Here is a 26,945-nt window from a genome sequence, read left to right as displayed (position 1 = left end):
TCACGTGACTAAAACAAAAAAAGCGGGTGCTTTCGCACCCGCTCTATTCATCTTCTGAACAGACCTTTCAGTCACTACACAACATGAACCTGCAGGTTCTGCTGCACCAGCACATCGCCCAGGGTGTTATCACTGGTCAGCGCCGAGTTGTGGTAGATCTCAAAGACTCTGCCCTCAACGGTACGCTCGCCCGTCACTTCCCAGATTCCGCCGTTGCTGTTAGCCAGTGTCACCTGGCTGCCATCTGCGCCTTTGATCAGCAAATCGTCACTCTGCTTATCCGTGATATTGAGTGCTTCATTGAGATCGAGCTTCACGGAGTTGGTTCCGGTTTTACCCAAATCGAGCACCTCAATGTGTTCGACCTTCAGGCCCAGCGCGGTGAGATCCAGACTGAGATGCTCACCATTCAGCACCAGGGTATCGGTGCCTGCGCCGCCATCAATATGGGTAAAGTTAAGGTCACTGACCGTCACGATATCCGCCCCGCTGCTGCCGGTCACTGTCGCCCCCTCAATGGTGCTGCCATCGGCCAGCGTAATCACGACGCCGCCGATGGTGTACCCCGCCTCCTCTGCCGGTGCCGCTGCCACCGCGGCGTCATTTGCCGCCGCGTTTTCACTGCTGCCGACGGGTGTCACGGTATCCGCTTCGGTGATCAGCGTGGAAGCCACCGCCACATGGGCGCTGCTCTCGTCGCTGCTGGTGCTGCTGTTATGCTGCGTCTCCGCGCTGGCGACAGTAGCGCTGTCATCCGCCACCGAGAACAGCGCAACCGATTCGTTTGCCGCCAGCGTCACCGGTAGCACGGCACCCAGTAACAGGGTATTGGTGGTCGAGTAGCTGTTACCGGCCGCGTCGGTAATCGTGACTTTCGCCAGCGTTCCCAGCGACAGCAGCAGGCCACCCACCGACAGCAGTGAAGGTGAGAAGTTAACCGCGTAACGCCCCAGCGCATCGGTCGTGGTGTTCAACGTCGGGCCGTTGTTGCCGTTGGAGAGCAGCAGCGTAACGCTCACTTTCGAGCCCTGCGCGGCATTCAGCGATCCACCCTGTACCACCAGACCCGCCAGTAAGGAACCGACGATGCTCAGCACCGGATCGACCCCGACCAGCGGCTGATTGTGCGACAGCGCGGTAAAGCTGCTGGTGCTGGTTGCGGTGTTGCCGCCAATATCCGCCACCGTGACGGTGAGAGGATGGCTGCCATCGGCGATCCCTTTCAGCGTCGCTGACGGCACGCTGATGCTCCATGCGCCATTCGCACCAATAGTAGTGGTGAGGATATTGCCCGCCACGTTCACCGTCACCGTGCCGCCCGCCGCGTTGGTGCTGGTTCCTCTGATGGTTTCAGTACTGTTGGCTTCCGCAATATTGAGGTAGCCATCGCCGCCAAAGAAGCTGTTGACGCTGACCGTTGGCGTAGTGTGACTGACCACACCCAGCGACGCCGAGGTGTTGCCAATGCTGCCCGCACCGTTGGTCACGCTGGCGGTGACGGTCTGCAGACCGTCAGTAATGGCAGCAAGGTTAGCCGCCGGAACAGAGAGACTCCAGTTGCCGTTGCTGCTCACCGTCGTGCTGTAAGTCTGACCACCCAGCGTGACGCGCACAACCGATCCCTCGGCGTTGCTGGCGGTGCCGCTGATGGTCTGCGCCGTTTTCACATCCACCGCGCTCAGCGCACTGTCACCAAACAGCGAGGTAATGGCGACCACCGGCGTCGACTGACTGATGACGCTCAGCGTTCCGCTGCTGTTTGCCACGTTACCGTAAGCATCGGTGCCGGTGACCGTGACGGTTTTACTGCCGTCAGTGATAGCAACCAGATCCGCTTTCGGGACGGTAATACTCCAGTTGCCGCCGCTGACCACTTTGGTGGTGTAGGTCAGGCCATTCAGCGTGGCGCTGACGGTTGAACCGGCAGAGAGGCTGGACGTCCCGCTCAGGGTCTGGTTAGAGGCCAGATCCGCAGCGCTCAGCACGCCATCGCCAAACACCGTATTCACCGACAGGGTCGGCTGGAACAGTCCCAGTGACACGCCCGCGCTGGTGCTGCTGACGTTTCCGACCGGATCGGTGACGGCCGCGCTGACGGTGAAGTTCCCGTTCAGCAGCGTTGACAGAATCGCTGGCGAGACGGCGGTTGAGAAACTGCCATCCGCGTTGACCTGCGCGTCGACGATAGTGTTGCCAATCGTCAGCCTGACGCTGCTACCCGCAGCCAGCCCGGAGACCGTGCCGCTGATGGTCTGAGTCACCAGCGACTCCGCCAGGTTCAGCACGCCGTCGCCAAACAGCGGACTGAGGGTGACTTTCGGCAGGTTGTGAATACCGACCAGTGCCCCGGCCGTGGTGCTGTTGGTGTTACCCGCGCTGTCGGTGACGCTGATGCCCACGGTCAGATTGCCATCTGCAATCCCCTGCAACAGCGCTGGCGTCAGCGAGACGTTAAAGTTGCCATTGGCATCGGTCGCCGTCACCAACTGCTGTGAACCTACCGACACCACCACGCGCGATCCCGCTTCCGCGCCGCCAATCACCCCACCGATCACCTGGGTGACCAGCGAATCCGCCACGTTCAGCAGACCGTCGCCAAACAGCGGATTCACGGTGATGGTCGGCAGCAGCGTATCGACCCGGATACCGGCGCTGGTGCTGGCGGTATTGCCCGCCGCATCCGTTACCGATGCGCCCACCGTCAGGTTGCCCTGCGCCAGCGTGCCCAGAATATCTGGCGTCACCGTGGCGCTGAACGCCCCGCCCGCACCCACGGTGGCGGTCACCTGGCTATTGCCAACCGAGAGCGTCACCACACTGCCCTGCGCGACGTTGTTCACCACCCCGCTGATCACCTGTCCGGTGGCGATATCAGCCAGGTTTAGCACCCCATCACCAAACAGTGAGGTCAGCGAGATTGATGGCGTCTGAGTAAAGATGCCGATGGATGCGCTGCTGGAGGCGACATTGCCCGCCACGTCTCTGACGCTGACACCGAGCGTCAGGTTACCATCCAGCAGAGAGGTCAGATCGCTGCCCGGCAGGTTAACGCTCCACACTCCACCCGCCTGCACCGTCGTGCTGTAACTTTTGCTGCCAAAGGTGACCGTTACCTGGGAACCCACCGCCGCATTTTCTATCACGCCACTGACCAGCTGTCCGGCAGCGGCTTCCGCAATGTTCAGCAGGTTATCACCGCCAAACAGCCCGGTGAGCGCGCCAACCACCGGCACCGCATCGACAATCGCGGTGACGGTTTCACCGACGGTACGGGTGTTGCCCGCGGCATCGGTCAGGGTGACGTCAAGCGCAAGATTGCCATCACTTAACAGGCCCAGCACCGAAGGCGGCACCACGATGGCCCATTTACCATCCTGGCCCACTGACGCAGAGAGCGTTGTGCCGCCCAGTACCACCGATACCGTGGCACCCACACCCGCCGAGGTCGCAACCCCGGAGATAGTCTGCGCCACCGTAGTATCCAGCGCGCTGAGCGTGCCGTCGCCGAACACCGAATCGACCACCAGCGTCAGGGCACTGTTGACCACTTTGTTGACCGTCAGCGTGGCGTCGGTCTGGTTGCCGGCACCGTCATTGACCCGCACGCCAAACACCAGCGCACCGTCAGTGAGACTCGACAGGACATCCGGCGCGAGATCGATGCTCCAGCGTCCGTCAGCACCCACCGTCGCGGTGGCGATCGGCGCGGCATCGCCCAGATAGAGACCGATGGTCTGGCCTTCTGCTCCCTGCGCGCTGCCGGTCAGCACCTGGCTTAGCACCAGGTCAGCGGCGTTGATCACGTTGTCGCCGAGGAACGCGTCGACCTGGACCAGCGGCGCGGCGGTATCGACCGTCACCGTCTGGGTGGTCGTCGTCACGTTACCGGCCGCATCCGCCAGCTGCGCGGTGATCACCGGCGAGCTGCCATCGGGAAGAGCCTGCATCGCGCTGGCAGGAACCGTTGTGGACCAGGTGCCGTTGCTCTGCACCACGGCGTTGTAGGTCTGATTATTGAAGGTCACCACCACCGTGCGACCCACTTCGCTGAGATCGGCGGTGCCACTGATGGCCTGGCTGGTGGCACTTTCATTGCCATTGACCTGGTTGTCACCGGTAAACGGATTGAGAGTCAGTGCCGGTGGCGTAAGGTCGATCAGCACGTTACCGCTGGTGGTCACAGGGGTAGTGCCATCGGTAGCATTCACAGTGATGGCGACGCTGCCGTCCGCATTGCCAAAGGCGCTGACCGGCAATGCCGCCGTTGACCAGTTGCCCGACCCATCCAGCGTAGTTGCGTACTCCTGATCACCAATCGACACCGTCACTACCCCACCCGCACCGAGGTTAGCGGAGGTGCCACTCACTACCACACCACCCGCCACATCCTGGGTGCTGATGATGTTGTCGCCCGAGACTGTGCCCAGCGTAACCAGCGGCCCTGGCGGTGGGGTAAGATCTACCGTCAGCGCAACCGTGCCGTTGGCGGTATTGCCTGCCAGATCGGTCACTGCCAGCGCCAGGGTCGTCGATGGACCAAAGGTGGCCATCTGTTCTGGCGTCAGCGTTACACTCCAGTTGCCGTTGGCTGTCACTATCGCGGTGCCAAGCAGTGTGTCATTCAGCGAGATCGAAACCACTGATCCCGGCTCGGCTCCCGCTGCGGTGCCGCTGAGACTCTGCGGCTGAATGCTCTCGGCGTAGTTCAGCGCATTGTCACCGGTAAAGGCGGCAACATTAAGCACCGGTGGTGTGGTGTCGAGCACCAGCGAGCTGTTAATGGTGGTGCTGTTGCCCGCCGCATCGGTTGCTGTCACGGTAACCGGATAGGTGGCATCCGGCAGCAGTGAAAGCTCCGCCGTTGTCAGTGGCACCGTCCAGTTACCATTGGCATCGACGGTTGCAGAATAGGTTGTGCCGCCAAGCGTAAGCTGCACAGTCTGATTCGCGCCCGCCTCACCGGTGGTTCCGCTCAGCGTCACTCCCGCGGCCACATCGCCGCCATTCACATAACTGCCAAGGAATTCCGGATTGACCGCAGGCTGCGGCGCGCTGAGATCCGCGGTGAACGGCAGCTGCGCCGACGCGCTGTTGCCCGCCGCATCCACGACGTTAACCGTCAGTGATTGCGCACCGTCACCCAGTGAACTCAGGGCGTTGGCAGGAATGTTAACAGTCCAGTTACCATTGCTCGCCACGGTGCCAGAATAGAGGCTGCCGTTGACATCCACGGTAATGCTGACCGCCTGGTTCGCCCCGACACTGCCGGTGGTGCCGGTCAGGGTCACCCCTGCCGCGGCTTCACTGATGTTCAGCAGGTTGTCGCCGCCAAATGCGCCTGGGTTGAAGGTCGGCACAGGCAGCGCCACCTCTGTCACCACGTTCTGCGCCGTCGCGTCGCTGTTACCCGCGATATCGGTCGCCGTCACGGTAATGGTGTGGGTGCCGCTGGTGAAAGTGGCTAACTGCGCCGGCGACAGGGCCAGAGACCAGCTGCCATCGGTCTGCACCGTGGCTGCCAGCGGCTGACCGTTGTTAAAGCCGGAGATCAGCACCGTTACCGTCTGTCCGGCACCAGTAATGCCGGTTGTGCCACTGAGGATCTGTTCACCGGCCGCCTCTGCTGCGTTCAGCGCACCGTCGCCAAACGGCAGGTTCAGGGTGACATCCGGCAGCGCGTTAACGGCGACCAGTATCGTGCCGCTGGTGCTGCCGACGTTGCCGTTCGCATCGGTAACCGTCACGCTCACCGGCCAGTTGCCATCCGGCAATGACTGCAATACAGAAGGTGGCAGATCCAGCGACCAGCGCGAACCATCCGCACTGAGCGTAGCGGAATAGACCGTGCCATTAACGGTCACCGTGACCGACGCGGCGTTATTAATATTCACCGCACCGGTCAGGGATCCGCCTGAGGCGGCCTCTTCAGCATTGATACGGCCATCAATAAATGGCGTATCCAGCGTTGGGTCAGCAATCGGCGTAATCGCAGCGACGAACGTTTTGGTCGTTTCAATGCTGTTACCGGCCCGATCCGTGGTGGTGAGGGTCAGGGTATGTTCACCGGTTCCCAGGCTGGCAATGAACTCTGGGGGCAGGCTGGCAGTCCAGTTGCCATTGGCATCGACCGTCACCGACAGCGGGATATTGTCATCGCCTACCGTGACGCTCAGGGTCTGGCCCGGCACGACGGTGGAGGTGCCGGTGACCAGCTGAACGGAGCCTGCTTCGCTGATATTAATGATGTTATCGCCGAACAGTGTCGTGTCGAAGGCGGCTGAAACAGGATCACTCTGCAGGATCTCAACGCCTGCGGTAACCTGCGCCGGATTACCGGCACCATCCGCGGCGCTGACCACCACCTGTGTCAATCCATCGGCCAGGCCCGTCAGCGCGCCCGGTGCCAGGTTCAGCGTCCAGTTACCGCTGACATCCGTGGTGGTGCTGAAGTTCTGCCCGCCTACAGAGATGTTCACCACGCTGCCTTCCGGCAGATTGGTACTGTCACCACTCAGCGTTAACGCCCCTTCCGCATCTGCCGCACTGATCAGCGCATCGCCAAACGGCGTATTCAGCGTCAGCGCTGGCAGGGTATTAAACGCTACGTCCAGTGTCGTGGTGCTATCCGTGGTGATATTGCCCGCCGCGTCGGTGACCGAAACGGTAATCGCATTGGGGCCGTCCGCCAGCTGCTGCAGGTCGGCGGTCGGAATAGTAAGTGACCAGTTACCGTCGGCATCTGCCGTGGTGGTATAGCTGACGTTATTCAGCGTCACCGTCACCGGCAATGCGCCCGTGGTGCTGCCGCTGATGGTTAGATCCTGCAGCGACTCCGCCAGGTTAAGGGTATCTCCCGCATCGACCGTGATATTCGTCAGCGCAGGCGGTGTGGTAATGAAACTGACCTCCTGAGTGGCGGTCGCCGGATTGCCTGCGACATCAGTGGCGGTCACGGTAAAGATTTGCGTGCTGCCCGGAGCCACGCTGGTAAAGGCAGCAGACGGCACATTCACCGTCCAGTTGCCGTCAGCGTCGAGCGTGGTGCTGTAGTCAGTGCCGTTAAACGACACCGTCACCAGCGTACCCGCTGCCAGCAGGGTGCTGCTGCCGCTGACCGCGACATCCGCTGTGGCCTCGGTGGCGTTAATCACATCATCACCGGCTACCACGTTCATGGTCAGCGTCGGCTGAACCTGCTCGCTGGCCAGCACGACCAGGCTGGTGCTGGCGCTGGCCGGATTGCCAGACGTATCCGCTGAGACCACGACCAGCAGCTGATCGCCATCCGGCAGATTACCCAGATCGGCGGCCGGAACGGTCACCGTCCAGCTGCCATCGGCTGCCACCGTGCCGCTGTACTGAATGTTATTCAGCGTCACCGTCACCAGCTGGCCTTCCACCAGGTTGTTACTGGTGCCGCCGATGTTCAGATCCTGTAGCGACTCAGCCTGGTTAAGGAAGTTATCATCACTGATGGTCCCGATGGTCAGGGTTGGCAGGTTCAGAGTGTCAGCATCACGCGTCAGGGTCTGGGTGACCGTGGCCGGGTTGCCCGCGGCATCGGTCATTGAGACAGCAACGGTGTAGCTGCCGTCTGCCAGCCCCTGCACGACGCTGGCTGGCAGTGTCACCTCCCAGGTGCCGTCAGAGAGCACCTGAGTGGTGTAATCGACGTTCTGGAAGCTGACGGTGACCGTCTGTCCGGCATCCGCTACCGACGCACTGCCGCTGATAGCGACCGCTTCCAGCACCTCTACCGAATTGATGATGTTGTCGCCGCCGATGGCATTGACGGTCAGCACTGGCGGCGTGAGATCGACCGTAACGGCGCTGGTCAGCGAACCACTGTTACCGGCGGCATCGCTGGCATTGACCACCAGCGTAGTAACCCCCTCGCCCAGCGTCTGCACCTGATCTGCTGTTAAGGTCAGCGTCCAGTTACCCTGCGCATCCACCGTAGCGGAATAATCATTCCCGCCCAGCGTCACGCTGACGGTCTGGCCGTTGCCCGCTACACCGGTGCTGCCGGTCAGCGTCTGACCGACCCCCTGTTCCGCCAGGTTCAGATAACCATCGCCAAACGGGGTGTCTATGCTGACGGCCAGCGACGCCGTCGCCACGGTGATTTCACGGGTTTCGGTTACCGGGTTACCCGCCGCATCGCTGACCGTCACGGTCAGAATGTACGCCCCGGCCGGAATGCCGGCCAGCGAACCCGCAGGCAGCGTCAGATTCCACTCGCCGTTCTGGTCAACCGTGGTGGTCCAGGTCTGGTTGTTCAGGGTAATGGTGACCTGCTGTCCGGCTTCGGCATTGCTGTTGCCGCTGAGAACAATCGGCGCGGTGCTTTCGGCAATATTGATACTGTTATCGCCCGCAACCGTATTCAGTGTCAGGGTCGGTGGCGTCAGATCCACCGTCACGCTGCCCTGGCTGCTGCCGGTGTTACCCGCTGCATCCTGGACTGTGACGGTATAGTTCAGGAGATCTTCCGGCAGGCCGGCCAGCGCGGAAGCCGGCACGCTGATCTGCCAGTTGCCATTGCCATCGACGGTGCCGTTGTAGGTTGCGCCATTCAGCAGCACGCTCACCGTCTGGCCGTCACCGGTTATGCCGGTGGTGCCGCTCAGGGTTTGTGCTGTGGCGATCTCGCTGCTGTTGAGCAGGCCATCGCCAAAGGCCGAGACGATCTGCGGTGCTGGCAGCGTCGCCAGCACGCTGAGCGCTGCCTCGCTGCTCAGGGTCGCCCCGCCGCTGTCCGTTGCGGTGACCGTCAGAGTGTAAGGCCCATCGGCGAGCGCCGTCAGTGCCTCAGCCGGAACGATCACTGTCCAGCGGCCGCTGGCCGAGACCTGCGCGGTGTAGCTGATGTTGTTAAACAGCAACGTGACCGTGCTGCCCTCTGTCACGTTCACCGACGTACCGGTGACGACCAGGGCCTGACCCAGCTCCTGCGCATTCAGGTAGTTATCTTCGCTGATGGCATCCATCGCCAGGCCAGAGGCATCGCTGTTGACGTCAAAGGTGAGATTGCTGGTGGAGGTGTTACCCGCCACATCGCTGACCGCCACGGTAAAACTGGCGCTGCCATCATTAATCGCGGCCAGCGCACCGGCTGGCACGATCAGGCTCCATGCCCCGCTCGCCTGTACGGCGGCGCTGTAGACTGTGCCGTCAACGGTGACGGTAACCAGCTGACCCGCTTCGACGTTGGTGGTGGTGCCGGAGAGACGTTGATCGGTGAGGCGCTCCGCGCCATCGACCACGTTGTTACCGGCAAAGGCATCCAGCGTCAGGGTTGGCAGTGTGCCTGGCTCCACTTTCAGCGCCAGGTCACGGCTGGTGGTGGTGGCATTTCCTGCCGCATCGCTGGCAGTCACGGTCAGCGGATAGCTGCCGTTGCCCAGCCCGGTGTAAACCGTGGCGGGCAGATCCAGCGACCAGACGCCGTTGACGTCAGCGGTGGTGCTCAGGGTGGTGCCGTTAAAGCTGGCCACAATCAGGGCGTTAGCTTCGCTGCTGCCGGTCAGCGTCAGCGGCTGCTGACTTTCAGCGGCGTTAATGATGCCATCGGATGGCGTAATGAAGTTCAGCACCGGAGGCAGTGTATCCACCACCAGGTTGCCATCAGCCTGGCTGCTGTTGCCCGCTACATCACTGACGACCACGGTGTAGCCACTATTGCCCTGTGGCAGCGCAGACAAGACATTGGCCGGAACGGCGACCTGCCAGTTGCCTGCAGCATCGACCGTGCCGCTGTAGTTGTTGCCGCCCAGCGTCACGACGACGGTCTGGCCGTCGCCGGTCACGCCCGTGTTACCGGTGATCGTGCCACCGGCGGCGGCTTCCTCTCCGTTCAGAATGCCATCATCAAAGGCCACGCCCGGGGTCGCCACCGGCAATGCGCTGGCGATCACCGTCAGGGTAGCGTCGCTGGTCGCCAGCGGCTGTCCGTTAGCGTCGCTGGCGGTGGCGGTGATGGTCTGCGGGCCATCTGCCGTTCCGGTAAAGGTGCCTGCCGGTAAGGTCAGGCTCCAGCTTCCATCTGCCGTCACGGTGGTGCTGACCGTGGTGCCGTTGGCCAGCACGGTGACAATGCTGCCATCAGGCAGACCGCTGGTGCTGCCGCTGACCACGACGGCGCCACCCAATTCCTGCGCATTGAGGTAGTTGTCGTCACTGACGGGTGCCAGCGCGATCGACGGCAGGGTGTTGTCCACACTGAAATCAAGCGTGCTGCTGGCGGTGTTACCCACGGCGTTGATGACGCTGACGTTCAGCGTCTGGTTGCCTTCTCCCAGTTCAGCCAGGGCGCCCGCAGGCAGAATAATGCTCCAGTTGCCGCTGGCCTCGACCACACCGCTGTATTCGATCCCATTCAGGGAGATGATCACCTGCTGGCCCGGTTCGACATTCGTGCTGCTGCCGCGCACCGTTATCGGCTGCAGCTGCTCCGCTGCCGTAACGATGCCGTCACCGGCGAAGGTGCTGCTGTCGATGGTCAGTACAGGCTGCATGTCCGGCGCGGTTGCCACATTCAGATCAACCACCTGGCTGCTCTGATTCCCGTTAGCACTGGTTTCCGTCACCGTCACCAGATTACTGCCAGGAGGCAGTGCCGCCAGTGCTTCAGGGGCGATCTGCAGCGTCCACTGCCCGTTAACGCCAACGGTGGTGCTGTAGAGCTGGTCATTGAGCTGGACCGTGACCACGTCGCCATTCTGACCACTGCCACTCACCACCAGCGGCTCTGCCAGTTCCCCGACGTTCAGCGCGTTATCACCGCTGACCGGCGCGACGACCAGCGGAGGCGGCGTAGTCGCAACCGTCAGGGCACTGTTCTGGCTGCTGCTGTTACCGGCCGCGTCGGTGACGGTGACCACCACCGGATAGCTGCTGCCATTGGTCAGACCGGCAAGTGCCGCTGGCGGAACAGCCAGCGCCCAGTTTCCGTCACCATCAACGGTGCCGGTGTAGGTCACGCCATTCAGCGTCACGCTGACGCGGTCGCCTTCACTGCCTGCGCCGCTGAAACTGAACCCTGCCGCCTGCTCAGCGATGTTCAGCACGCCATCACCCGCGGGCGCAGCGATACTGAAGTCTGGTGCCGTGGTATCCACGGTAACCGGGAATGGCGTGGTAGCCACGTTGCCACTCACGGTGGTGACGGTCACGTTGAGATCGTAACGGCCATCTGGCAACTGTTGCAGATTCGCAGCAGGCACGGTGGCGGTCCAGCTGCCATCGGCGGCAACCACTGCGTCATAGGTCTGGCCATTCAGCGCAAGGCTGACGCTGCTGCCTGGCGTAACGGTGCCGCTGAGGATCAGATCGGTGGCGGTTTCAGCCTCATTAATCGTGCCATCGGTAGCAATCGGGTTAACGGTCAGCGCCGGTACGCCGGTATCAACAATCAGCGGCTCGCTGATGCTGGTGCTGTTACCTGCTTCATCACTCACCGTCACGGTAATCGGATTGCTGCCCTGCGCAAGTGCCTGCAGTCTGTCTGCGGGTATCGTCACGCTCCATTCACCATTCGCGTCTACAGTGGCCGGATAGCTGGTACCGCCCAGGGTCACGCTGACGGCCTGGCCTGGCAGCACTGTGCCGGTCAGCGTCTGCGCCGCGCTGGCTTCATCGGTATTGAGTATGCCGTCAGTGAATGGCGTGTTGATTTGCGGGTCTGCCAGCGGCGCGGTCGCCACCAGCAGCGGCAGGCTGTTCTGCACATCACCCGAAGAGACGGTAACGGTGGTCGTGCCCTGCGGCAGCGTCGCCAGATCGGCAGCCGGCACGGTCAGGGTCCACGCGCCGGTTTCATCGGTTGTGGTGGTGTAGACGGTGCCGCCAGTCACCAGCGTTACGCTGATCGGGCTGTTAGCCGGCAGGTTCGCTGAACCGCCGCTGAGGATAAGATCGCTCTGCGCCTCCAGGGCATTCAGCGCATTGTCATCACTGATTGGGGCAATCGACAGCGACGGTACGGGCGAAGTAACCACGCTGAACTGCCCTTCAGCAGGCAGCGCCGGGTTACCGGCCACATCGGTAATCGCCACGGTGAAGGTTTTATCGCCTGCACCGCCCAGCGATCCGGCTGGCAGCGACACACTCCAGCTACCGTTCGCCTGTACTACGCCATCGTAAGACTGGCCATTGATGGTCAGCAATACCGGCTGACCTGCCGGTACGCCGGTGACGTTACCAGTGACCAGAATGTCGGTGAGCTGTTCAGCGCTGTCGACCTGATTATCGCCGGTCACGGGATTAATGGTCAGCGCCGGCGACGTTGCCGCCAGCACAGTGACGCTGGTCGGTACGGTGCTGCTGTTGCCATAAGCATCGCTGAGTACCACATCCACCGGATAGGTTGCGTCACCCAGCTGGCTGATAATCGCGGCGGGCACCGTAACACTCCACGCGCCATCGGTATCCACGGTGGCGGTGTAGGTCTCGCCATTGAAACTCACCGTGACGGTGTCGCCCTGGGCCCCCCCGCGTCCGTCGAGTGTGAGATCCTGAGTGTGTTCAGCGATATTGATATAACCATCACTGCCCGGCGTGGAGACTTCCAGCAACGGCGGTGTGGTGGCGAAAATCAGTGAACTGCTGGCTGGCGTGGTATTACCATCGGCGTCTGTCGCCACTACCGATACCGGTTGGGTACCGTTGGGCACATTTGCCAGGTCGGATGCCGGAACGGTGACACTCCAGCTGCCACCCTGCGCCACCACGGCGCTGTAGGCCACGTTATTCAGCGTGACGCGGATGATGTCGCCTTCGTCGCCGGTTCCGCTGACGATTAGCGGCTGCTGCGCGTCGCTGACGTTGATCACGCCATCATCGCTGAGATCGTTGAGCGTCAGAGCGGGCACCGCGGTAGCCACCCGCAGTTCCGTATTCTGAGTGCTGATGTTACCGGCCGGATCGGTCACGGTGACGGTCACCGGATAGGTCTGATTGGTCAGCGTGCCGAGATCGGCCACCGGGACGGATGCACTCCAGTTACTGTTTTCGTCAACAATGGCGGTGTAGGACTTACCGTTTAACTCCACCGTCACGCTGTCGCCCGGGGTGCCGGTTCCGCTGATTTGCAGCGGCGTAGTGAGTTCGTTGTTGGTCAGGACGCCATCACCGCCCGGTGCGGTAACGGTCGCAACCGGAGACTGCGTGCTGACCGCCAGCGGCTGCGTCTGGGTGGTGGTGTTACCGCTGGCATCTGTCAGCGTAACCACCAGCGTATAGCTGCTGCCATCTGACAGGGCCTGCAGCGCCGCTGGCGGCAGATCCACCGTCCAGTTGCCCTGCCCATCTACGGTGGCGCTGTAACTCACGTTATTCAGCGAGACAGACACCACTTCGCCCGGCAACGCACCTGAACCGCTGACCGGCAGACCGGCAGCCACTTCGCTGCTGTTGAGAATGCCATCGCCGCCTGCGACCTCTGCCACAATCAGATTCGGTGGCAGCGTGTCGACGCTGAAGTTGAGCGTCTCATCCACGCGGTTGCCTGCTTCATCAATCGCGGTAATGATCAGGCTGTTGGCGCCCTGTGGCAGTAAGGCGAGATCGGCGGCCGGCAGCGCCAGGCTCCAGCTGCCGTCTGCATTGACCGTGGTGCTGTAGGTTTTACCGTTAAGTTCCAGTTCAACCTGCTGGCCCGGCACGGCTTTGCCGGTGCTGCCGCCGATCAGCAGATCGCTGCCCGCTTCCACCCGGTTGAGAAGGCCATCGGTGATTGCGCTCTCCTCCAGCGTGATTTGCGGCAGCGTGGCTGCGACTACATTCAGTTGAGCGGAGTCGGTCAGCAGTGCGCCGGTGGCGTCGGTGGTGGTGACCGAAATCAGTTTTACGCCGTCGGTGATAGTGGTGAGATCGCCTGCCGGAACAGTGACGCTCCAGAAGCCATTGCTGTTCACTACCGCGCTGTAATTATTGCCGTTAAAGTTAAGCTGCACTGCCTGGCCCGGGTTAACGCCCACTGCAGAGCCGCTGATGATAAGATCGCTGCTCAGCTCCTGCTGGTTCAGGAAACCATCAAGGCTGACAGGTTCACTAATGGAAACCACGCCAGGTTCGCCTGCCGCCGGGGCGACGTTAATATCGCGGGTGTCGGTGGCTGAGGCGCCTGCCGCCGTTGTGACGCTGACCGCGATGGTGCCGCTGCCCGCCGCCAGTGCGCTGAGCGCCGCAGAGGGGATCTGCGTATTCCAGTTGCCATCCGCGTTGACCAGCGCAGTGTAATTTTGGCCGCCCAGGGTAATGGTGACCGTCTGGCCCGCCTCCACGTTGCTGGTGCTGCCGGACAGCGTCTGGTCCAGCGCTTTTTCGCTGTTATCCAGCAGATCGTCACCGGCAAACAGGGCGATCGTCACCGTCGGCGTACCCGGTTCCGCTGGCGCTTCCACCGCAATCACCCGATCTTCGCTGACTGTTACGCCCGCCTGATTGGTGACTGTCGCCGCGATAGTCGCGTTGCCCGCCGTCAGTGCCGCCAGCGCGCTGGCCGGGACGCTCAGGCTCCAGCTGCCATCCGCGCCGACCGTGGCGCTGTAGGTCTGGTCGCCCAGCGTAACGGTCACGACCTGACCCGCCTCGACATTGGTTGAGCTGCCGCTCAGCAGCTGATCGCTGGTTTTCTCATCGTTGCTCAGCACGTCATCTACGGCGAACTGATCGAGCGTGATAGTGGGCTGGCCCGGCCCGGTAACCGGCGGCTCAACCGTGATCGGCAAGGTGTCGCTGACGGTAGTACCTGCCGCGTTGCTGACCGTGACCACCAGCGAGGCAGAACCTGCTGCCAGTGCACCGAGTGCATCGGCCGGAATGGCAATGTTCCAGCTGCCGTCGGCGCCAACCGTTCCGCTGTAGTTCTGGCCGCCCAGCGTCACCGTGACAATCTGGCCCGCCTCGACGTTGGTGGTGCTGCCGGAGACCGCCTGCGCTTCCAGCTTCTCATCGTTGCTCAGGATGTTGTCGTCAGCAAAGGCATTGAGGGTTAGCGTCGGGGCATTCGGTGAAGTGCCCGAGGACTCCACCAGGAAGTCGCGGGTTTCAGTGATCTGAGTACCAGACTGATCTGTCACCGTCACATTCAGGGCTGCGCTACCGGCTGTCAGCGCTGCCAGTGAACTGGCAGGAATCGACACGCTCCAGCTGCCATCCGCGCCGACCGTGGCGGTAAAAGTCTCTCCGTTCAGAGTGACAGTGACCTGCTGGCCTTCACCGATATTAGTGGTGGTGCCGCTCAGCAGCTGATCGCTGGCTTTCTCGCTGTTGCTGAGGATGTCATCCCCGGCAAAGGCGTCGATGGTTACGGTGGCTTCACCCGGCTGCGTTACCGGGGCTTCGACAGTGACTGGCTGCGTTGAAGTGACTGTGTCGCCCGCTGCATTACTGACCGAGACGGTCAGTGTGGTGGTGCCTGCTGCCAGCGCATTCAGCGCGGCTGACGGCACGGCGACGCTCCAGCTGCCATCCCCCTGCACGCTGGCACTGTAGGTCTGACCGCCCAGGGTGACCGTCACGATCTGCCCGGTTTCGATATTACTGGTGCTACCGCTGACAAGCTGATCGACCGCTTTTTCGTCGTTGCTCAGAAGGTTGTCGCCGGCGAAATCATTCAGTGTCAGAGACGGCACGCCCGGTTCCGTTACTGGCGTCTCAACTGCGATATCGCGGATTTCGGTAGTGCTCACGCCATCGGCATTGTTGACGGTGACGCTGATGGCATTAGATCCCGCCGGCAGGTTACCCAGCGCGGCTGCAGGAATAATTACACTCCAGTTACCACTGCCATCGACGGTGCCAAGGTAAGTCTGGCCACCGAAGGTAACGGTCACCGTCTGGCCCGCTTCGATGTTGGTGGTGGAGCCGGAGAGCGTCTGGGCCGTCCCTTTTTCATCGTTGCTGAGGATGTCATCCCCGGCAAACTGACCAATGGTGACGGTGGGTTCGCCCGGCAGTGTGACAGGCGCTTCCACGGTGATGGGCAGCGTGCCGGTCACGGTATCACCGGCCACATTGCTGACTGAAACCGTCAGCGTCGTTTCACCTGCCGCCAGGGCGCTCAGGGCCGCCGATGGCAAAGTAACGCTCCAGTTGCCCTGCGAATCAACGCTGCCGCTGTAAGTCTGGCCGCCCAGGGTGACTGTTACCAGCTGACCGGGTTCAACATTGCTGGTGCTGCCGGTGAGTGTCTGATCGGTGACTTTCTCCCCATTACTCAGCACGTTGTCCCCGGCAAAATCATCCAGCGTGACGGATGGCGGGCCCGGAACGACCGGCGTATCAATGCTGATCGCGCGGTTTTCACTGGCTTCAATGCCAGCCTGGCTGGTGACGACCGCGGAAATCGCAACCGAACCGGCTGCCAGCGCATTCAGTGCCGCAGGCGAGAGCGTGACGCTCCAGTTGCCCTGCGCATCCACTACTGCGCTGTAGGTCTGATCGCCCAGCGTGATGGTGACAATCTGGCCCGCTTCCACATTGGTGGTGGTGCCGCTAAGAACCTGATCGCTGCTTTTCTCGGCATTGCTGAGAATGTCATCACCGGCAAACTGATCGATGGTGATAACGGGCGTACCCGGCTGAGTCAGTGGTGGCTCTACGTTTACGGTCAGGCTACCGCTGGCGGCGGTTCCTGCCTGGTTAGCAACGGTGGCAGTCACCGTAGTGGTACCGGATGCCAGTGCGGTCAGCGCATCAGCAGGCACGGTAATGCTCCAGCTACCGTCGCCTGCCACGCTGCCGCTGTAGCTCTGGCCGCCCAGGGTAACCGTGACGATCTGCCCGGCTTCGACGTTGGTGGTGCTGCCGCTAAGAATCTGATCGCTGGTTTTTTCTGCGTTGCTCAGCACGTCGTCGCCGGTAAACGGGGCGATCGTCAGGGCTGGCACACCAGGGGTGGTGTCAGGTGCCTGCACCTGGATACCCAGGCTGGCGGCAGCCGCCGTGCCCGCGGCGCTGGTCACACTGACCGAAATGGTGCTGCTGCCTGCAGCCAGCGCCGAGAGTGCGGCAGCCGGAATTGAGACGCTCCAGCTGCCATCCGCCCCCACAGTGGCGTTATAGCTCTGTCCGCCCAATGTCACACTGACCTGCTGGCCCGCTTCGACATTGCTGGTGCTGCCGGACAACGTTTGTGGCGTGGTTTTTTCGCTGTTATCCAGCAGGTTATCGCCCGCAAACGGGTTCAGGCTAATGGACGGCGCAGCCGGTGTGCCGGGATCGGCGGCCGCGACGGTAATGGGCAGGCTGCCGGTGGTCGTCGTGCCCGCCGCGTTAGTGACGCTGACGTCGATGGTGGTGGTGCCTGCGGCGAGTCCCGCCAGCGCGGCAGCAGGGATAGTAACGCTCCAGCTGCCGTCAGCACCGACGGTGGCGTTGTAGGTCTGGCCGCCCAGCGTGACAGTGACAATCTGACCCGCTTCGACATTACTGGTGGTGCCGCTCAGTACCTGATCGCTGCTTTTTTCCGCGTTATCCAGAACATCATCGCCAGCGAATGCATTGAGCGTGATAGCAGGCGTCCCCGGCGTGACCGGTGTTCCAGGATCGGTGCCACCATCATTGCCGCCACCGTTACCCCCACCGCCACCACCACCACCACCGCCGACGCCAACGGCCAGACCGGCTAAGCCGAGCACACCCAGACCGCCCGCCGTTATCACACCCATCGAGGTGTTAGCGTTATCTGCCAGCAGCAGCGGCTCTACGCTGTCGAGTGATTCATAGGTTGGCGTGACCGACGTGGAAGCGAGTTCAGCCCCTTCTGCGGTCTGCGGAAAGAGCGCGTGTTCCGGTGGGTTGACGCCATCATCGAACACCAGTTCGCTGTGCTGGCCATCGGCGTCGTCGAGGAAGAATTTCTGATAGCGGACAGTCTTGCCGTCGCGCATATGCAGCACCAGATCGTTACCCTGGCGCTCATACTGCGTCACCATGTCGCGGGTGCCGCTGATGCGCACGACGCTGGGCTCGGTGAGGTTAATGGATTGTGACGAACCGCTGACGGACTGCGAGATGAGTGTGCCGTTTTCGCGCGAGATAATGTCTACACGGCCTTGCGTGAGTTCTGCCATTTGTGACCTCTACTCCACCAGATTAGCTAATATACTGAATCCATAAACATAAAATTATTTTATGCTTACAGTGTTCACACATAGTTTCATCTTCTGAAAATCAGAAGATGTCTTAACCTGGTGTATGTCGAAACGGCAAAGCCAAAGCTGGTCACACGCTCTAATCAGAGTGGCGAGTGACGGTGTTATTGTTAGTTTTACTTGTACAGACTCACGCAAAATGTAACGTTTCTGACAGATTAAGTTTTAGCGTAGCCGTGTTAAAAAACAATTTCAATGTACAGATTTCATTATGTTTTAATCTTCATTACATAAGCCTCACTTGAAATAAGGCTTTCATAAAATCCGCTTTGCCTTTGTTTTTACATGTCAATTTATTGCTGACTGTTTCCGGAAATGATGCGGAAAGGTTAAAAAACCACCACTACCGGAACATCAGGGCTGTAAAAAAAATTTGTTCATTAAGCGATTCAGCCATCATTTATCAGTGGCCCTGATCCGATTTTTCAGCAGCAAGTCGTTGAAAAACTACAGTGAAATTTGAGTTAAGTCATTCTGCGGGGCGGTGGTCATGCCAGGAAAGTTCTGGAAAAAATTCGCAGCGCGACAAAAGTCGGTAAACTCCCGGTTTTGTCATTTATGCCATGTTGCAATCCCCTTCCTGATAAGAGGCGCAACGACCACTGACTCACGGCCAGTGCTACACTTTTCCGCTTTACCATTGATGAATCTGACCTATGACCGCACTGGACGCTGCACAACAAAACAAACATCAGAGCCGCCTGAACTGGGGCACGCGCACCATCTTTTTGATCAATGGCTTAGGAATGTCAGCCTGGGCTCCGCTGGTGCCGTTTGCCCGCGATCGTCTGCAGCTCAGCGGCGCATCACTGGGCGCGTTACTGCTCTGTCTGGGTATTGGTTCGCTGGCCGCGATGCCGGTGACCGGCACACTGGTGGCGCGGTTTGGCTGCCGTCGGGTGATGTGCTTCTCTACCCTGTTAGTGCTGATGATGATGCCGCTACTGGCCACGGCTGACTCTCATCTGGTCATGGCGGCTGCGCTGATGCTGTTTGGCGCCGGGCTGGGCATGCTGGATGTGGCGATGAATTATCAGGCGGTTCAGGTTGAGCAGGCGGCGGATAAACCGATGATGTCCGGCTTCCATGGCTTCTTCAGTCTTGGCGGGATTCTGGGTGCGGGCACGGTCAGCCTGTTGCTGAGCCAGTCTTTTACACCCCTGGCCGCCACGCTGGTGGTGATGGCAGTGATGTTATTGCTGTTGCTGTGGCGACTGCCGGTCTTAATGAATGAACGCCTGCATCAGCCCGATCAACCCTGGCTGGTGATCCCACGCGGCTGGGTCGCGTTTCTTGGCCTGCTCTGCTTTATCCTGTTCCTGGCGGAAGGGGCCGTGCTGGACTGGGGCGCGCTGCTGCTGCTGCAGAACCCGGAGATGTCACCCGCCTGGGCCGGACTGGGCTATGCGGTCTTTTCCGTGGCGATGACGCTGGGCCGTTTTAGCGGCGATAAGATCATCCAGCGTTTTGGTCGCTACCCGGTGATGCTGACCGGCGCGCTGACCGCCGCCGCGGGCATGAGTCTGGCCGTCTGGCTGCCGTGGCCGGAGATCGCCCTGCTGGCTTTCCTGCTGGTCGGCTTTGGTTTATCTAACACGGTGCCGATGTTGTTCAATGCTGCCGGGAATCAACAGGATATGCCTGCGAACCTGGCGATTTCTGCCATGACAACGCTGGGATATGCGGGTATTCTCTCAGGTCCGGCTTTAATCGGATTCATTTCGCAATGGATCAGCCTCAGCGGCGCATTTTTAGCGATCGCCCTGTTGCTGTTAGCGGTAGCCGCCAGTGCGCGAAAAGTTGCGCAATAATTCAGGTACCTGACACGCTATGTTGTATAAGTTTCCACTGACCTCCGGCAACGTCACCCGCTTTTTTGTGGTTTTCAATCTGGTGCTCCTGCTGGCGCTGGGCTTTATGGTGCATAACTCGGTGAATGCCTGGCTGACCGGGAAGCGCTATGCCATGGACGATCTGGCACGTGACGTTCAGAAGCGCATTGATGCCTATCGCTTTGCTACCTGGCAGATCTATGAAAACCTTTCTACAAGTGCGGCAGGTGCAACACCCGGCAGTAACCTGCAGGAGACGCGACTGCGTCCCGACGTCTACTACCTGGAAAAAACCCGGCGTAAAACGGAAGCGCTGATTTTCGGCTCACATGACAGCAGCACGCTGGATATGACCATGCGGATGTCGAACTATCTCGACACGCTGTGGGGCGCAGAAAATCCCACCTGGTCGATGTACTTTTTAAATGGTCAGGACAATAGCCTGATTATGATCTCGACCCTGCCGCTGAAAGATATGGCGACGCGTTATAAAGAGAGTGCCATCAGTTCAATGGTTGATGGCCGTCGTGCTGAGATGTTGCAGCAGGCGAATGCGCTCGATGAGCGCGAGAGTTTCTCACCGCTGCGCCACCTCGCCTTCCAGAACGATCACTATTTCACGCTGCGTACCACCTTTAACCAGCCAGGCCATCTGGCCACGGTGGTCGCCTTTGATCTGCCGGTTAACGATATTGTTCCGCAGAACATGCCGCTGGAAAATTTCCAGCTGCGTCAGGACAGCTCAATGCCTGCCAGCAGCAGTGAACAGCAGGAGGTGGAAAATACCCGCATCTCACTGGTTAATCCCAATATCGAGATTACGGCCACCCTGCCCAGCACCTCGCTGCAGCTGGTTTATCAGGTGCCGATTGGCCGTCTGATTATCGACACCCTGCATAATCTGCTCTGGCCGCTGCTGATTAACCTCCTGCTGTTCCTGCTTTCACTGGCGGGTATCGTACTGCTGCGCCAGCAGTCGCTGCGTCCCAGCGAGAACCAGAGCGCTGAACTCGATTCGCTGCGGGTATTAAATGAAGAGATTGTGGCCAGTCTGCCGGTCGGTCTGCTGGTGTATGACTTTGCCAGCAACCGCACCCTGCTGAGCAATAAGATTGCTGAACATCTTTTGCCTCACCTCAATCTGCAGAAGATCATTAATATGTCCGACCAGCATCAGGGCGTGCTGCAGGCCACCATCAATAACGAAGTGTATGAGATTCGCCACGCCCGCAGCGTGCTGTCGCCGCATACCCAGCTGTTTATGATGCGTGACCAGGATCGCGAGCTGCTGGTGAATAAGAAGCTGCAAAAAGCGCAGCAGGTGCTGGATCGTAACCATCAGATGCGACAGCAGCTGCTGCACAATCTGGGCCACGCGCTGAATCAGCCCCTGGAGAAGATGGTGACGCAGCTGGTACAGCTCAGCCAGCGTGATGCCGATGAGACCGTGCTGGACCTGCTCGATGAGAGTCAGGGGCTGGCGCGGCTGGTGGATGATATCGTGCTGCTGAACCGGCTTGAGGCGCACGACTGGTCACCCGATGCGACCGTCTTTAACCTGCAGGAACTGCTGGATGAGATCGCGCTGGAAAGCCTGCCGCTGATGCGCCGCAAAGGGCTGTCGCTGGTGGTGAATAATCACCTGGCTAATGATGAGACGCGCTTTGGCGACCGTCGCGCCCTGCGTAAAGTGCTGACCACGCTGATGCACTACGCCCTGACCACCACCCGCTGGGGGAAAATCACCCTGGAAGTTAAGGCTGCGGACAAGCAGGCCGATAGATTGATTATCGAGCTGGTGGATACCGGTGCGGGCCTGACGGTGGATGAACTGGCCAATGTCGACTTCCCGTTCCTGGGCGATACCAGTCAGGATCGCTACGGACAGGCTTCTGGCATGGCGTTCTTCCTCTGTAAGCAGCTCTGCAAGCAGATGGGTGGCAGCCTGGATATCGTGGCAAAAGCGGATATCGGCACGCGCTACAACATGCAGTTGCCGCTGGTGCTGGAGCAGAAGCGCGAAGAAGAAGAGGAAAAAATTCTGGATGGCGTTACCGCGCTGGTGGAGATCACCGTGGAGGACGTGCATAAAATTGTCTGCCGCCATCTGGAAAACTGGGGAGCGCGTTGTCTGACACCCGACGAGCGCATTTCCGGTCAGGATCACGATGTGCTGGTGACCGACGATCCATCAAAGCTTAGCGGCTGGGCACTGCTGCTGGCGGAAGATGAACTGGGGCACCATGCACTGAACGACCAGCAGTATCGGGTCAATTTCAATCTCAGTAATGCGCTGCTGGATGCATTGCTGGCACTGATAGAGAAGCAACTGTCGCATGATGTGATGGATAACGACACGGAAGACGACGCGGCCACGCCATTGATGAGCGGCGGCTATTTCCAGCTGTTTACGGAGACAGTACCGGTTGATGTGAAGAGGCTGTATACTGAGTCGGCGGAAAAGGACTACGCCTCGCTTGCTCAGACAGCGCATCGCCTAAAGGGCGTGTTTGCCATGCTCAATCTGACTCCCGGCAAACAGCTTTGTGAAGAGTTAGAACACCACATTAAAGCGTGTGACGATTCAAACATTACAAATACCACCAGTGATATTGACGCTTACGTCAATCAACTGCTGCAGCAAGGTAACCAATAAGATGAATAACTTAAACGTAATTATTGCCGATGACCATCCAATTGTCCTTTTCGGTATCCGAAAATCTCTGGAACAAATTGAATGGGTTAACGTTGTAGGTGAGTTCGAAGACTCAACAGCACTGATCAATAATCTGTCCAAGCTTGACGCCAACGTCCTGATCACCGACCTCTCTATGCCAGGTGAGAAGTATGGCGATGGTATTACGCTGATTAAATATATTAAACGCCACTACCCGGATCTCTCGATTATTGTTCTGACCATGAACAATAACCCGGCGATTCTGAGTTCAGTGCTTGATCTCGATATCGAAGGGATTGTACTGAAACAGGGCGCGCCAACCGATTTGCCAAAGGCACTGGCTGCACTGCAGAAAGGCAAGAAATATACGCCGGAAAGCGTTGCGAAACTGCTGGAGAAAATCAGCGCGGGTGGTTATGGCGACAAACGCCTGTCACCGAAAGAGAGCGAAGTGCTGCGTCTGTTTGCAGAAGGTTTCCTGGTCACCGAGATTGCCAAGAAGCTGAACCGCAGTATCAAAACCATCAGTAGCCAGAAGAAATCAGCGATGATGAAACTGGGCGTGGATAACGATATCGCACTGCTGAACTACCTGTCGTCTGTCAGCCAGACTCAGGTCGAAAGAGACTAAGTTACTTCCTGAGGCGGTGCAGCCTGCACCGCCTCGCCTCTGCCCTTTCCCATCCGCGTTTTACGTACCCGATCAGCATAGATTGCCAGCGTCACTTTCAGCACATCTAACGTCACCGGTTTCGACAGGCAGTTATCCATGCCCGCATCCATGCAACGCTGTTTCTCTTCCGCCAGCGCATTCGCCGTCACGCCAACGACCGGGAAGAGATGGCCCAGCTGACGCAACCGCTGCGTCAGGCGATAACCATCCATATTCGGCATGTTCACGTCGGTGAGGACGATATCAATCTCATTACGACTCAGTACATTAAGTGCATCAACGCCATCCTGCGCAGTCTTCACCTGATAGCCCAGCGTGCCGAGCTGTTCCGACAGCAGCATGCGGTTAATCGGATGGTCATCGACAATCAGCACCATGATGTCATCGTTATGCACTTTCTCTTCTACCGGTGCGGCCAGCAACAGCGCATCTGCGGCGTCGTTGCCCAGTGCGATCCGATAGATGCGCGCCAGCAGCGCCGGAACCTCGTGTAGCGTGGCGGTAGAGTGGATCCAGCGGCCAGGCTGACGTTCACGCGGCATATCCACATGCGATCCATCGAAAGTGACCAGTGCCCGCAGCGGGACATCAATATCCAGTTCGTAATCGGTCATCACCACATCGTCGTGGCCAGGCTTACCGTTATACTCCGCGACCTGAATGCCCTGCTGCTGAATCTGACGCGTGATAAATTCCGCGAGGTACTCGTTGCGCATCGCCAGCCAGATTTTCTTATCCTGTAAATCCTCCAGCAGCATCAGTGATGGCTTCTGCCCTTTGTAGATTGGAATACGCACAATAAACTGGCTGCCCATGCCTGGCTCTGAGTCGACCTCAATGTCGCCATCCATCATATTGATCAGCTTTTCACAGATCGCCAGTCCCAGCCCGGTGCCCTGGAAATTACGCTGCACGCCATTTCCCACCTGGAAGAAGGGATCAAACAGGCGTGGCAGCTCTTTTGCCGGAATGCCGACGCCAGTATCACGGACGCGGAATGCCAGATAGCCCTGCGCAACGTAAGCGTGGAGGATAATACAGCCCGTATGCGTGAACTTAATCGCGTTATTCAGCAGGTTCGAGATCACCTGCTGCAGACGCAGCGGATCGCCGTCCAGCACCTGCGGAACGTCATGCTCAATAAAGCAGTAGAGCGTAAGCCGCTTCTTCACCACCAGCGACAGATAGTTGCCGACGATGTGGGTCACGATTTCACGAGGTGCAAACGGACGCGGCTCAATTTTCAGCTGCTCTGACTCGATTTTTGAGAAGTCGAGAATATCGCTGATGATTTTCAGCAGCAGGCTGGAGGAGTTGTTCATCGCCGTCACCAGCGAGTCGATACCGCTGGGCAGCTCTTTGGTCTGCAGCAGATCGAGATTACCAATAATGCCATAAAGCGGCGTGCGCAGTTCGTGACTGACCGTGGCAAGGAACATCGATTTTGACTGGCTCGCCTGCTCTGCCGCGTGGGCCATCTCCTGCAGCGACTGCTCCATCCGCACGCGCGCCGAGACATCGACCAGCACGCAAATCGCCACGTTCTCATTACGATAGCGCGAATGCACGAAGCTGATTTGCAAATTGGTATTACTGCCGGTGAGCACATCGACAAAGTTGACCTGCTGCCCGCCAATAATCTCATTCAGCCGCAGGCGATCTTCCTGCGTCAGCAACGTCAGATAATTGTGCGCCAGCTCGTTACTCAGAATATTGGTGCCGTCGCTGGTGCGTAAAATACAGATCCCGACCGGCGCAGAGGCGACAATCTTACGGTTAAACTGCTCATGCTCTTCCAGCCGGTGCGCGTTCTCCTCCGCCGGCAGGAACATCCGGCGCTCAAACAGCCAGGCGAGGGTAAACAGAATGACAGCGCTGAAAATATTGAGCAGCAGCGCATTAATGATCATCAGCTTGAGCTGATCCACCATCACGTCGGTAGATATCGACCACACCACGTTAAGATCGGAAGGCGGCAGCGGCTTTTTCAGAACCAGCTGACGATAACCATTCAGGTATCCGAACCAGGTTTTATCATCAGGAAGACTATCGAGCGAGAAGCCCAGCCCGCCGCGCCGCGAATTTAGCAGTGGACGATAATTTTCATCGGTAATGGACGCGATAATCGGCAGACTGCCCGGCTGAATAAACTCATCCAGCCGGATATTCTGTTCGACGCCAAGCAGCGCCTGTAACTTATTAGCAACGTAGACGGGCACCACCATAAAGAAGGTTCCGACGCCTGGCTGAGCACTGCTGTTAATCCAGTACATCGGATTGCGGCGATCTTCTTCGCTGCTGTTGCGATAGCGCAGCACATTCTCACGCAGCGATTTCAGGCTGCGTTCCCGGTCAGCATTGCTGCTGCCAATCGTGAAGTCGGCCAGACACTGACTCTCGCCACCGATAAAGAACACCCGATTCAGCTCATACGATGAGGCGAAGTTACTTTTCCAGTAATTGATGTAGTAACTGAGTGAATCGAGCGAGTTGCGCCAGGTATTGCTCATCGAGGTACAGTCGCCATCCGAAAACAGGGGCGTAAACTGCGGCTGGGATGTTTTGCCTGGCATCATACCGGTCAGCACATCCAGACCGCTGCTGGCGTTGGTTAAGCGGTTCTCGGTGATATATTTCAGCTCACGCATCATGTCCGCCGAATGGCGCACATACCACTGTATCGTGCCGTAGTTGCTGGCAAACTCCTGCCGAACCTGCGTCTCTTTATTGTGCAGCACGCTGATAATGTAAAACGCAGTAAGAACGGCGCCCAGCGTCCAGATTAGCAGCGCCAACGCGCGGAAAAGATAGCGCGAGATGCGAAGCGTAGTGCGGAAAGAGACAGGATATTTCAAAGGTAACTCGCAGTTGGCAAGGTTAGTCGCATCATCGATTTTTAATGCCCATACACTAGCTTTATCGGGCGTAAAAAGCCAGCCAGCCGCAGGCTTAGCGGGCGGTTTGGGAATCTTTTAAGACAGCCAAAGCAACATCTTTATCTTAGGAAGAAGTCGCCGCCTCACCCCCTCAAACAAATGCACGCACACATCTCCTTAAAGCGACACCACAACCCCAACAAGAAAGGCCTGCTGTGCCCGAAGAGCAAAGCGTCTGGCCCGCGATGGCGTGGCCGATCCGCATGGATGCGGGAACCCTTTGCGATCGGGCACAGCAGTCCTTTCGACGGCTCCCATCTGACTGCCATCAGCCAGCCATTTTCCCGCCCCGCCTCTAAGACCTCAAACAACACGCCCATCCCCTCAAAGCGACACCCAAATCCCACCAAGAAAGGCCTGCTATGCCCGAAGAGCAAAGCGTCCACGCCAGGGATGGCGTGGCCGATCCGCATGGATGCGGGAATCCTTTGCGATCGGGCATAGTGGGCCTTTCGGCGGCTCCCGACTCACAGCCACCAGCCATTTTCCCGACCCGCCTCTCACACCTCAAACAACACCACGCCCCATCCCCTCAAAGCGACACCAAAATCCCAACAAGAAAGGCCTGCTGTGCCCGAAGAGCAAAGCGTCCACGCCAGGGATGGCGTGGCCGATCCGCATGGATGCGGGAATCCTTTGCGATCGGGCATAGTGGGCCTTTCGGCG

Annotated in this window: 5 protein-coding genes; 3 read left to right on the top strand and 2 right to left on the bottom strand. The window is 59.3% G+C overall.

The genetic code is table 11. The features are described 5' to 3' along the window. Positions 1-74: 74 nt before the first annotated feature. Positions 75-18,080 (bottom strand): Ig-like domain-containing protein, encoded by an 18,006-nt coding sequence (locus ACVKSX_RS00025; RefSeq protein ID WP_354438147.1) that lies wholly within the window; start codon positions 18,078-18,080, stop codon positions 75-77. A 737-nt stretch (positions 18,081-18,817) separates the two neighbouring features. On the opposite strand from ACVKSX_RS00025, the gene ACVKSX_RS00020 reads away from it, so the two are divergent. The 3 genes from ACVKSX_RS00020 to rcsB are packed head-to-tail and all read left to right on the top strand — an operon-like array spanning position 18,818 to position 23,301. Continuing rightward, positions 18,818-19,972, top strand: coding sequence for an MFS transporter (locus tag ACVKSX_RS00020; RefSeq protein WP_010248386.1), 1,155 nt, complete (start codon positions 18,818-18,820; stop codon positions 19,970-19,972). Positions 19,973-19,991: 19 nt separating this feature from the next. After that, positions 19,992-22,649, top strand: coding sequence for a phosphotransferase RcsD (gene rcsD, locus ACVKSX_RS00015; protein WP_010248389.1), 2,658 nt, complete (start codon positions 19,992-19,994; stop codon positions 22,647-22,649). A gap of 1 nt (position 22,650) precedes the next feature. Beyond that, positions 22,651-23,301, top strand: coding sequence for a response regulator transcription factor RcsB (gene rcsB / locus ACVKSX_RS00010; RefSeq protein ID WP_009089068.1), 651 nt, complete (start codon positions 22,651-22,653; stop codon positions 23,299-23,301). On the opposite strand, the gene rcsC is transcribed toward rcsB, so the two are convergent. Continuing rightward, on the bottom strand, positions 23,298-26,198 hold the full coding sequence (gene rcsC, locus ACVKSX_RS00005) for a two-component system sensor histidine kinase RcsC (protein WP_354438146.1): 2,901 nt from the start codon (positions 26,196-26,198) through the stop codon (positions 23,298-23,300). The two genes, rcsB and rcsC, sit on opposite strands and share 4 nt — an antisense overlap. Positions 26,199-26,945: the final 747 nt, after the last annotated feature.

Source organism: Pantoea sp. PvP021 (assembly GCF_054056055.1).
Note: the sequence above shows the minus strand (reverse complement) of the source record. Positions and strands in the feature narration are given on the sequence as shown.

Excerpts from the sequence above, each read along its gene's own strand:
- ACVKSX_RS00020 (WP_010248386.1), top strand. The coding sequence starts at position 18,818 with ATGACCGCACTGGACGCTGCACAACAAAACAAACATCAGAGCCGCCTG.
- rcsD (WP_010248389.1), top strand. The coding sequence starts at position 19,992 with ATGTTGTATAAGTTTCCACTGACCTCCGGCAACGTCACCCGCTTTTTT.
- rcsB (WP_009089068.1), top strand. The coding sequence starts at position 22,651 with ATGAATAACTTAAACGTAATTATTGCCGATGACCATCCAATTGTCCTT.
- ACVKSX_RS00025 (WP_354438147.1), bottom strand. The coding sequence starts at position 18,080 with ATGGCAGAACTCACGCAAGGCCGTGTAGACATTATCTCGCGCGAAAAC.